The sequence below is a fragment of the Micromonospora sp. NPDC051543 genome (assembly GCF_044454415.1).
Taxonomy (GTDB): domain Bacteria; phylum Actinomycetota; class Actinomycetes; order Mycobacteriales; family Micromonosporaceae; genus Micromonospora.
Genome location: NZ_JBITDT010000009.1, coordinates 148,153 through 159,059, shown reverse-complemented (window position 1 = coordinate 159,059; position 10,907 = coordinate 148,153). Strand labels below are relative to the sequence as shown.

The window sequence follows — 10,907 nt, the reverse complement described above, 5'->3', positions numbered from 1 at the left end:
AGACAGTGGGCGTCCGGTATCCGGACACCAGGTGTCGCCTCCGCTGAAGCAGAGCAAAGGGGGCCGGGGGGAGGTGCGGTCCGGCCGTGCGGCCGTGCGCACGGCCGGCGCCGATCACGCCGGTCGGGCCGGTCGGCCCGGGCCGGTCCGGAAGGAGTACGGGTGACACCCGAGGAGATCCTGGCCGTCGACCGCGCGCACGTCTGGCATCCGTACGCCACGCTGCCGCCGACGAACGCGCCGTTCGTGGTCCGCAGCGCCGAGGGGGTACGGCTGACCCTTGCCGACGGCCGGGAGTTGGTGGACGGGATGTCGTCCTGGTGGGCGGCGGTCCACGGCTACCGGCACCCGGTGCTGGACGCGGCCGTGACCGACCAGCTCGGGCGGATGAGCCACGTGATGTTCGGCGGACTCACCCACGAGCCCGCCGTACGGCTCGCGCGGACGCTGGTCGAGCTGGCCCCGGAAGGGTTGGAGCACGTGTTCCTGGCCGACTCCGGGTCGGTCAGCGTCGAGGTGGCCGTGAAGATGTGCCTGCAGTACCAGCGGGCGGTCGGCCGGCCGGAACGGCGTCGGCTGGCCACCTGGCGGGGCGGGTACCACGGTGACACGTTCCATCCGATGAGCGTCTGCGACCCCGAGGGCGGGATGCACCACCTCTGGGGTGACGTGCTGCCCCGGCAGGTCTTCGCCCCGGTCCCGCCGGGTGGGTTCGCCGATCCGCCGGACGAGGCGTACGTGGCGGCGTTGGTGGACGCCGTCGAGCGGCACGCCCACGAACTGGCCGCGGTCATCGTGGAACCGGTGGTGCAGGGCGCGGGTGGGATGCGCTTCCACCATCCGGGTTACCTGCGGGCGCTGCGCGAGGTGACCCGCGCGCACGGGGTGCTGCTGATCTTCGACGAGATCGCGACCGGGTTCGGTCGTACCGGCACGATGTTCGCCGCCGAGCACGCCGGGGTGTCCCCGGACGTGATGTGCGTGGGCAAGGCGCTCACCGGCGGCTACCTGACCCTGGCCGCGGCGCTGTGCACCCCGGAGATCGCGCGTGGGATCTCCGCTGACGGCGTCCTGGCGCACGGTCCGACGTTCATGGGCAACCCGCTGGCCTGCGCGGTCGCCAACGCCTCCATCGGGCTGCTACGGACGGGCGACTGGGCGGCGCAGGTGTCCCGGATCGGCGCGGGGCTGCGCGCCGGCCTGGAGCCGCTGCGCGCCCTGCCGGGAGTGGCCGATGTGCGGGTGCTCGGGGCGATCGGCGTGGTCCAGCTCGACCACGACGTCGACCTCGGCGCGGCCACCATGGCCGCCGCCGACCGGGGCGTCTGGCTGCGGCCCTTCCGCGACCTGATCTACACGATGCCGCCGTACGTCACGGACGACGCCGACCTGGCCCGGATCGCGGCCGGGGTGGCGGCGGCCGTGGCGGCCGGCTGAGCGGGAACCGACAAGCATCCCGGGAGGCGGCCCGCCGCCCGGGCGACAAGAGGGGAAGTACGCCGATGGAGAGCTTCGGAACCCGGCTGCACCGGGCCGTCACCGAGCGTGGACCGCTCTGCGTGGGCATCGACCCGCATCCCGGGCTGCTGGCCCGCTGGGGTCTCGCCGACGACGTCGACGGTCTGGACCGGTTCGCCCGAACCGTGGTGGATGCGCTCGGTGACCGGGTTGCGGTTGTCAAGCCTCAGTCGGCCTTTTTCGAGCGATTCGGATCCCGCGGTGTGGCGATTCTTGAGTCAACTATCCGACAGTTACGAGAAGCCGGATCGCTCGTTCTGCTCGACGTCAAGCGCGGCGACATCGGCTCAACGGTCAGCGCGTACGCCTCCGCGTACCTGGATCCATCCAGTCCTCTGTATGTCGACGCGGTCACGGCCAGTCCCTACCTGGGAGTAGGTTCGCTGGCGCCGATGTTCGAGTTGGCCACCAAACACGGCGGCGGGGTCTTCGTGCTGGCCCTCACCTCGAACCCCGAGGGCGCGGCCGTGCAGCGGGCCCGGACGGCCGACGGACGCACCGTGGCGCAGACCGTGATCGACGAGATTTCCCAGCTCAACAGCGGTGCTGACCCCCTCGGCAGCTTCGGTCTGGTGGTCGGGGCCACCATCGGTGACACGGGTCATGACCTGTCCACCGTGGGTGGGCCGCTGCTCGCTCCGGGGCTCGGCGCGCAGGGTGCGGGCGCCGCCGATCTGCGTACCGTCTTCGGCTCCAGCCTCGCCGCGGTGCTCCCGTCGTACTCCCGTGAGGTCCTGTCGGCGGGACCGGACACCGACGCCCTGCGGGCCGCCGCCGACCGCGTGCTGGTCGAGTGTCGGGCCGTTCTGGCTGCCCGGTGACTGACTGACGGCTCGGTCACTTTGCGATGATCATCGCGCGCCCACGTTGCCGAAAGCTCCGTTGACCGCTAGTTTTCCCCGCGCTGGGAACCATGGACCCCTTGGTTCACAGCGACACCACGTTTCACAGATGCGGCGGTGCGCCCCGCCCGCCGCGATAGGGACCTGAGGAGAACTGGTGCCGCTCCCGTCACTGACCCCCGAACAGCGCGCTGCCGCGCTCGAGAAGGCCGCGGAGATCCGCAAGGCCCGTGCCGAGCTGAAGGAGCAGCTCAAGCAGGGCAAGACCACCCTTGGCGCCGTCCTCGAGCGCGCCGAGAGCGACGACGTCGTCGGCAAGCTCAAGGTTTCGGCCGTCCTGCAGGCGATGCCGGGCATCGGCAAGATCCGGGCTACCCAGATCATGGAGAAGCTCAAGATCGCCGACAGCCGTCGTCTGCGCGGCCTCGGCGAGCAGCAGCGCAAGGCACTGCTTGGAGAGTTCGCCGCCAACTGAACCTGGCAGCGTGTAGAAACAAGCAGTGAGCACGGATGACGAGGCGCGCCCGGCGGCTCGGCTCACTGTCCTGGCTGGACCTTCGGGTTCCGGCAGGGAGAGTGTCGTCGAGCTCGTCCGGGCGCGTTTCCCGTCCGTGTGGATCCCGGTGCCGGCAACGACCAGGCCGCGCCGGGAGCCGGAGACGGACGGGGAGCAACGGGTCTTTCTCGCCCCGGCCGAGTTCGAGCGCCGGGTGGCCGCCGGCGAGCTGCTGGAGTGGTCCCGGATCGGCGCGTACCGCCGGGGGACCCTGCACCCGCCGCTGCGCGCCCGGCTCGACGCCGGGCAGCAGGTCCTGCTTCCGCTCGACGTGACCGGGGCCCGGCTGGTGCGGCAACGACTGCCCGACGCGCGTCTGGTGCTGCTGATCCCGCCCGGACGCCGGCCCGACGCGGCCGTGGCGGCCGCCTTCGCGGACACCCTCACGCACGACCTCACCGATCGGGTGGCGGACGAGCTGGTAGGCTTACTCGGTTCAACTCATCCGGATCCGGCCTGGTCACGCCTGCGTGGCTGACGGCCGGCCGCCGTCGGGACTCAGCACCGCGTCCGCGCGGCTCGAAAGACGCAGAGGTTAATTCGTGGGATCCATCGCCAACCCCGAAGGCATCACCAACCCGCCGATCGACGAGCTCCTCGAGAAGACGACGTCGAAGTACGCGCTGGTCATCTTCGCCGCCAAGCGCGCGCGCCAGGTCAACGCCTACTACAGCCAGCTCGGTGAGGGCCTCCTGGAGTACGTCGGCCCGCTCGTCGAGACCACCCCGCAGGAGAAGCCGCTCTCCATCGCCATGCGCGAGATCAACGGTGGCCTGCTCACCGCCGAGCCGACCGACCAGCCGTAGGCCCGTCCCCGTCGATGTCCGCCTCGATCGTCCTCGGGGTCGGCGGCGGCATCGCTGCCTACAAGGCATGTGAGCTGCTGCGACTCTTCACCGAGTCGGGCCACCGGGTCCGAGTCGTGCCGACCGCGTCGGCGCTGAGATTCGTCGGCGCGCCGACCTGGGCGGCGCTCTCCGGCCAGCCGGTCGCCGACGACGTCTGGTCCGACGTGCACGAGGTGCCGCACGTCCGCCTCGGCAAGCAGGCCGACCTGGTGGTGGTCGCGCCGACCACGACCGACCTGCTCGCCAAGGCCGCCCACGGGCTCGCCGACGACCTGCTGACCAACACGTTGCTGACCGCCCGCTGCCCGGTGGTGCTGGCCCCGGCCATGCACACCGAGATGTGGGAGCACCCGGCCACCGTCGCCAACGTCGCCACGCTGCGCTCCCGGGGCGTCCGGGTGATCGAGCCGGCCGTCGGGCGGCTCACCGGCGCCGACACCGGCAAGGGCCGGCTGCCCGACCCGGCGGAGATCTTCGCGGTCGCCCGCCAGGTCCTCGCTCGAGGCGCCTCCGCCCCGGCGGACCTGACGGGTCGCCGGCTGGTCGTCACCGCCGGGGGCACCCGCGAGCCGCTGGACCCGGTCCGTTTCCTCGGCAACCGCTCCTCGGGCAAACAGGGCTACGCCTTCGCGCGTTCGGCGGTCGCCCGAGGCGCGCAGGTCACGCTGATCGCGGCCAACGTCTCGCTCGCCGACCCCGCCGGGGTCGACCTCGTCCGGGTCGGCACGACCGCCGAGCTGCGCGAGGCGACCCTGAAGGCCGCCGACGAGGCCGACGCGGTCGTGATGGCGGCGGCTCCGGCCGATTTCCGACCGGCGACGTACGCGCCTGGCAAAATCAAGAAGTCGGACGACGGTGTCGCTCCCACCATCGAGCTCGTCACGAATCCCGATATCGCGGCGGAGCTCGGCCAGCGCAAGCGACCGGGGCAGGTGCTGGTGGTGTTCGCCGCCGAGACCGGCGACGCGGAGGCCAACGGCCGGGCGAAGCTGGCCCGCAAGCGGGCTGACCTCATCGTGGTCAACGAGGTCGGTCCGGACCGGGTCTTCGGCGCCGACACCAACACGGTGACGGTCATCGGCGCGGACGGCTCGGTGAGTCGTCTGCCGGAGCAGGCCAAGGAAGCGGTGGCCGACACCGTGTGGGACCTCGTCGTGGCGCGGCTGGCCAATCGCTCCTGACGGGTGGAACAGGGCGCGACCGACCCCGACACCGACCGCAGCGGTGACTAGACTGCCGCGGAACGACCTCACACGCTTAGGAGTGCCGTGACACGCCGCCTCTTCACGTCCGAATCGGTCACGGAAGGCCACCCGGACAAGATCGCCGACCAGATCAGCGACGGCATCCTCGACGCGCTGCTCGCCGAGGACCCGCACAGCCGGGTCGCCGTCGAGACCATGATCACCACCGGCCAGGTGCACATCGCCGGCGAGGTCACCACCAAGGCGTACGCCGACATCCCCACCATCGTCCGCCGGACCATCCTCGACATCGGGTACGACTCGTCGAAGAAGGGTTTCGACGGCGCCTCCTGCGGGGTCAGCGTCTCGATCGGCGCGCAGTCCGAGGACATCGCGCAGGGCGTCGACAACGCCTTCGAGCTGCGGACCGGGGCTTCGGAGAGCGCGTTGGACGCCCAGGGCGCCGGCGACCAGGGCATGATGTTCGGCTTCGCCTGCTCCGAGACGCCGGAGCTGATGCCGCTGCCGATCGCCCTGGCCCACCGGCTGGCGCGTCGGCTCGCCGCGGTCCGTAAGGACGGCACGATTCCGTACCTGCGGCCGGACGGCAAGACCCAGGTCACCATCGAGTACGAGGGGCTGCGCCCGGTCCGGCTGAACACCGTCGTGGTGTCCAGCCAGCACGCCGCGGACATCTCGCTGGAGTCGCTGCTCACCCCCGACGTGCGCGACTCCGTCATCGCGCCCGAGCTGGAGAGCCTCGGCCTGGACACCGACGGCTACCGGCTGCTGGTCAACCCGACCGGCCGGTTCGAGATCGGCGGCCCGATGGGTGACGCCGGCCTGACCGGCCGCAAGATCATCGTCGACACCTACGGCGGGTACGCCCGGCACGGCGGCGGCGCGTTCTCCGGCAAGGACCCGTCCAAGGTGGACCGGTCGGCCGCGTACGCGATGCGCTGGGTGGCCAAGAACGTGGTCGCCGCCGGCCTCGCCGAGCGGTGCGAGGCGCAGGTCGCCTACGCCATCGGCAAGGCGCACCCGGTGAGCCTCTTCATCGAGACGTTCGGCACCGAGACCGTGCCGGTCGCCTCGATCGAGAGCGCCGTCTCCGAGGTGTTCGACCTGCGCCCGGCCGCGATCATCCGGGACCTCAACCTGCTCCGCCCGATCTACCAGCAGACCGCCGCGTACGGCCACTTCGGCCGGGAGCTGCCGGACCTGACCTGGGAGAACACCGACCGGGCCGCCGACCTCAAGTCGGCTGCGGGAGCCTGACCGCCACCAGGCCTAGCGACCGGCGACCCGCACCGGGGTCGCCGGTCGCGCGCGTCTGCGTGGACGTGCCGCTGGCGCATCTGGACCGCCCGTTCGACTACCTCGTGCCGGCCGAGCTGGACGACGTGGCGGTGCCCGGCACCCGGGTCAAGGTGCGTTTCGCGGGGCAGTTGGTCGACGGATGGCTGCTGTCCCGGGCGGACGACTCCGGGCACACCGGCCGCCTCGCCTACCTGGAGAAGGTCGTCTCGCCCGAGCCGGTGCTGACCCCCGAGGTCGCCCGTCTGGCCCGCGCGGTCGCCGACCGGTACGCGGGCAATCTCGCCGACGTCCTCCGGCTCGCCGTGCCACCCCGACACGCCCGTGTCGAGAAGGAGCCCCACGACGAGGAGTCCACGCCGGAGGCCGCGCCGGGGGAGCCGGTCGACCCGAGGGGATGGCGGGACTATCCGGCCGGGCCGGCGCTGTTGCGGGCGCTCACCGACGGCCGGCCCGCCCGTGCGGTCTGGTCCGCGCTGCCCGGCGAGGACTGGGCCGCCCGCTACGCCGACGCTGTGGCCGCCACCGTCGCCGGTGGCCGCGGCGGGGTGGTCGTCGTGCCGGACGCGCGCGACCTCGACCGTCTCGACGCGGCGCTGACCGACGTGCTGGGCCCGGGGCGGCACGTCGCTCTCTCCGCCGCCCTCGGGCCGGCCCGGCGCTACCGGGCGTTCCTCGCCGCCCGTCGCGGGCAGGTGCCGGTGGTCATCGGTACCCGGGCGGCGATGTTCGCCCCGGTGCGCCGGCTCGGTCTCGTCGCCGTCTGGGACGACGGGGACGACCTGCACTCCGAACCCCGCGCGCCCTACCCGCACGCCCGGGACGTGCTGCTCACCCGGGCGCGGCTCGGCGAGGCCGCAGCGCTGGTCGGCGGGTACGCGCGTACGGCCGAGGCGCAGTTGCTGGTGGAGACCGGCTGGGCCCGCGAGGTGGTCGCCGACCGGGCGACGGTGCGGGCGCGGATACCGGCCATCGCGCCGACCGGGGACGACCCGCAGCTCGCCCGTGATCCCGGTGCGGCCACCGCCCGGCTGCCCAGCCTGGCCTGGACGGCCGCCCGCGACGCGCTCCGGGCGGGTCTGCCGGTGCTCGTGCAGGTGCCCCGCCGCGGCTACCTGCCCTCGGTCTCCTGCGCCGACTGCCGCACCCCGGCCCGCTGCGCGCACTGCGCCGGCCCGCTCGCCCTGCCGTCGGCCGGCGGCACCCCGGTCTGTCGGTGGTGCGCCCGGGTCGCCGCCGCGTACGCCTGTCCCCAGTGTGGCGGTCGGCGGTTGCGGGCGGCGGTCACCGGCGCCCGGCGTACCGCCGAGGAGCTGGGCCGGGCGTTCCCCGACGTGCCGGTGCGGACCTCGGGACGCGAGGAGGTGTTGACCGACGTGCCCGGCACGGCCGCCCTGGTCGTCGCCACGCCCGGTGCCGAGCCGGTCGCGGCGGGCGGCTACGGCGCGGTGCTGCTGCTCGACTCGTGGGCCCTGCTGACCCGGGCCGACCTGCGTGCCGGCGAGGAGGCGCTGCGCCGCTGGCTGGCCGCGGCGGCTCTGGCCCGCCCGGCGCCGGCCGGCCGCGTGGTGGTCGTCGCCGACGGCGCGCTCGCCCCGGTGCAGGCGCTGCTGCGCTGGGACGCCGCCTGGTTCGCCGACCGGGAGCTGGCCGAGCGCCGCGAGCTGGGCTTCCCGCCGGCCGTCCGGATGGCGAGCGTCACCGGCCCGGCCGAGGCGGTGGCCGACCTGCTCGCCGAGGCCCGACTGCCCGCCGACGCCGAGGTGCTCGGGCCCGTGCCGGCCGACGAGGGGCGCGAGCGGATGCTGCTGCGGGTGCCCCGGGCGCGGGCCGCCGCGCTCGCCGAGGCCCTGCACTCGGCCGCCGGGGTGCGCGCCGCCCGCAAGGCCGCCGAGCCGGTTCGTCTCCAGGTCGATCCGCTGAGCCTGTTCTGACCGTTTTGCCGGCGGTGGCAGGCGGGCGCGGCGACCGGTGCCCGCACACCGCGTCCGGCAGAAGGCTGGTGACGAGGTGGTAGCATCGCCCGTCATGCTCGGGCTGTCGATGATGTCAGGAAGCCGGTTATCAGGGGTGGACCAGTCGTGACCGTTCGACAATCGATCGTCTTCAACGGCGACCTCGGCAGCGGCAAGAGCACCGTGTCGGTGGAGATCGCCAAGCGGCTCGGTATGCGCCGGGTCAGCGTGGGTGACCTCTATCGGGAGATGGCGCAGCAGCGGCAGATGACCGCCCTGCAACTCAACCTGCACGCCGAGCTGGACCAGGCTGTCGACGGGTACGTCGACCAGCTCCAGCGCGACATCGCCGCCTCCGGCGAACACCTGATCATGGATTCGCGGCTGGCCTGGCACTTCTTCACCGACGCGCTCAAGGTGCACATGATCACCGAGCCGGGTGAGGCGGCCCGCCGGGTGCTGGCCCGTCCGTCCGGCCCGGCGGAGAGCTACGCCTCGCACGAGGAGGCCAAGGCCAAGCTCCGCGAGCGCAGCGCCAGCGAGCGCAGCCGGTTCATCCTCCGCTACGGGGTGGACAAGGCGCGGTTGCGCAACTACGACCTGATCTGTGACACCACCCGGGCCTCCGCCGCCGAGGTGGTCGAGCACATCGTCGCCGCGTACGAGGGCACGCTCGGCGCCGAGGTGCTGCGCGACGGCCCGCCGCTGCTGCTGCTGGATCCGGCGCGGGTCTACCCGACCGAGGACATCGCCACCCTGCGTGGCCTCTGGGACAGCGAGTTCGTCGGCGACGTGGCCGAGGCCGGCGACGAGTCGTTGGAGCCGCTCAAGATCGGCTTCACGGGGGAGTACTTCTTCGTCGTCGACGGTCACCGGCGGCTCAGCGCCGCCCTGCAGAACGGCTTCTCCCTGGTGCCGGCCCAACTGGTCGCCGAGGTCGACGAGCCGGTGGTCGGCGGGATGAGCGCCGTGGACTACTTCGCCGCGCAGGTGCGGCCGGGCCTGGTCTACGACTGGGAGGCCGCTCACAAGATCCACCTGCCGTTGCCGGAGCCGGCGCTGCTCCGCGGCGACGCCGTGCTCGCCGCGGACACGGGCGTCGGCGCCTAGGCGCAGTCTGAGCGCGACGCCGGACCGGCGCGCGGGATGCGCGCCGGCCCGGGTGTCGGGTTGGACGATCGTGGTGCGAAGGCGTCAGCCCAGGACGACCCCGGAGGCGCCCACGCCGGCCATGCCGGAGAAGATGTCCTCGTAGTAGAACCGCCAGGCGCACACCCGGCCGTTGGGAACGTAGCCGGTGCACGCCGTCGACGTGTTGGTGTCGTCGATGGCGGTGTTGGTGCCGGTCGCCCAGACCTGGAGGGTGTTCGCCGCGTTCACGATCTCCACTGGGCCGCCGCTGTCACCCTGGCCGACCGCGTTGGTGTGGGCGGTGTTCTCCGCCTGCACCTGACCGCAGACCGTGCCGAAGTTGCGCACGTTGATGCACAGGTTGCGGGCCTTGACCTGGATCGAGCACCGGGTGCCGGAGTACGCGCCCGAGCTGCACACCCAGTTGCCGACCTGGCTGGCCTGCGCGCCGATCACCTGGTTGCTGAACTCGCTGACCACCGCGCCGGCCGCGTCCGTGCTGTTGTTGAAGACCCGCCCGCCGCCGCTGCCCGCGATGAGCAGGGTGTCGCTGCTGACGTTGCGGCTGATGACGGTGCCGATGGTCTGCCCGGTCGGGTCGGCCGCCACGACGTTGAGGTTGGCGCAGTGCGCGGCGGAGAGCACCCGCGACACCCCGCCCGCAAAGACGCCGAAGCCGGTCGAGCAGCCGCCACCGGTGGAGGTGTTGCGCCACGCGGCGCCACCCCACCAGGGCGGGCTGTCGTCCCACCGGGTGGCGGGAGCGGCGGCGACGCCGGTCTGGACGGTCACCGGAACGCCAGCGAGAGCCGTCGCCCCGAGCAGACCGCTCTGCGTACCGACCAACAGGCCCGCGCCGTCGGCGCGCGGCCCCACCGTCGTGATCTTGTCGCCGGCCGTGGCGCGCAGCTTGTCGGCCGCGACCATGAGTTCCCGCTGCGAGTACGCCGCGGGCAGCACCGTCGTCGCGACGGTGGCCCGGGCGTTGGCCACCAGTCGGGCCGGCGGCTCGCCCTTCCAGTAGACCTGGAGATGACGGGTGGCGGGATCGGCGACGATGCCGGCGAAGCCGGAGTTCGCGCTGCGCTGCGCGGCGTTGGTGATCTGGGTGGCGGCGGTGTTCATCCGCTGCTGCAACTGGAGCAGCTCCGACCAGGAGGCGAAGCCGCCCGGCACTGCGGTGCTGTCGACGAACGATCCGGTGGTGGTGGCCTTGCCCTTCGGCGCGGCGGTGGCCGACGTGGCGGTCACGCCCGTGACGAGCAGCGTGAGGCCGCAGGCGGCCACGGCGATGCGACGCAGCATCGACGCGGACCGTCGGGCGTTCGGGTGTGGACGGATCATCTGTACCCCTTCCCCAGGGTTCGTGGCGCGGGCCGGGCCCGCACCAGGGACGGTGGCACGCGACGTCCGATCCGAACGGCGATCCTGGACGGGATTGGACACGGTCGGACACCAACGGACGGCGAAAGGTCCGATGTGAACTGTCAAACATCGGCGATCTCCTATCTCACCGCTGGTAGCCGCGTCTAGCCTGCCCGTGTCGGCATCCGGGG

Annotated in this window: 10 protein-coding genes; 9 read left to right on the top strand and 1 reads right to left on the bottom strand. The window is 72.8% G+C overall.

The features are described from left to right. The first annotated feature begins 162 nt into the window (after positions 1 to 162). The 9 genes from ACIA3K_RS18150 to ACIA3K_RS18110 all read left to right on the top strand — a co-directional run bounded on the left by ACIA3K_RS18150 (position 163) and on the right by ACIA3K_RS18110 (position 9,330). Complete coding sequence (locus ACIA3K_RS18150) at positions 163 to 1,437, top strand: adenosylmethionine--8-amino-7-oxononanoate transaminase (protein WP_396802329.1); 1,275 nt, start codon at positions 163 to 165, stop codon at positions 1,435 to 1,437. A 65-nt stretch (positions 1,438 to 1,502) separates the two neighbouring features. Continuing rightward, on the top strand, positions 1,503 to 2,339 hold the full coding sequence (pyrF, locus tag ACIA3K_RS18145) for an orotidine-5'-phosphate decarboxylase (protein WP_396802328.1): 837 nt from the start codon (positions 1,503 to 1,505) through the stop codon (positions 2,337 to 2,339). Between the two features lie 178 nt (positions 2,340 to 2,517). Then, positions 2,518 to 2,835: an integration host factor, actinobacterial type gene (mihF, locus tag ACIA3K_RS18140; RefSeq protein WP_007458370.1), complete on the top strand. Its 318-nt coding sequence runs from the start codon at positions 2,518 to 2,520 to the stop codon at positions 2,833 to 2,835. Between the two features lie 25 nt (positions 2,836 to 2,860). Next, a complete protein-coding gene (locus ACIA3K_RS18135; protein WP_396802327.1) occupies positions 2,861 to 3,394 on the top strand; it encodes a guanylate kinase in 534 nt (177 codons plus the stop codon). Between the two features lie 64 nt (positions 3,395 to 3,458). Continuing rightward, positions 3,459 to 3,722 carry a DNA-directed RNA polymerase subunit omega gene (rpoZ, locus tag ACIA3K_RS18130; protein ID WP_074318577.1) on the top strand — a complete coding sequence of 88 codons (264 nt, stop codon included), beginning with the start codon at positions 3,459 to 3,461 and terminating at the stop codon, positions 3,720 to 3,722. Between the two features lie 14 nt (positions 3,723 to 3,736). Then, positions 3,737 to 4,945 carry a bifunctional phosphopantothenoylcysteine decarboxylase/phosphopantothenate--cysteine ligase CoaBC gene (gene coaBC / locus ACIA3K_RS18125; protein WP_396802325.1) on the top strand — a complete coding sequence of 403 codons (1,209 nt, stop codon included), beginning with the start codon at positions 3,737 to 3,739 and terminating at the stop codon, positions 4,943 to 4,945. Between the two features lie 87 nt (positions 4,946 to 5,032). Continuing rightward, positions 5,033 to 6,226, top strand: coding sequence for a methionine adenosyltransferase (gene metK / locus ACIA3K_RS18120; RefSeq protein WP_396802323.1), 1,194 nt, complete (start codon positions 5,033 to 5,035; stop codon positions 6,224 to 6,226). A gap of 59 nt (positions 6,227 to 6,285) precedes the next feature. Next, positions 6,286 to 8,199: a primosomal protein N' gene (locus tag ACIA3K_RS18115; RefSeq protein ID WP_396802321.1), complete on the top strand. Its 1,914-nt coding sequence runs from the start codon at positions 6,286 to 6,288 to the stop codon at positions 8,197 to 8,199. A 147-nt stretch (positions 8,200 to 8,346) separates the two neighbouring features. Next, on the top strand, positions 8,347 to 9,330 hold the full coding sequence (locus ACIA3K_RS18110) for an AAA family ATPase (protein WP_357133425.1): 984 nt from the start codon (positions 8,347 to 8,349) through the stop codon (positions 9,328 to 9,330). Between the two features lie 84 nt (positions 9,331 to 9,414). Here ACIA3K_RS18110 and ACIA3K_RS18105 read toward each other — a convergent pair whose 3' ends face one another. Continuing rightward, a complete protein-coding gene (locus ACIA3K_RS18105; protein WP_396802319.1) occupies positions 9,415 to 10,695 on the bottom strand; it encodes a hypothetical protein in 1,281 nt (426 codons plus the stop codon). Positions 10,696 to 10,907: the final 212 nt, after the last annotated feature.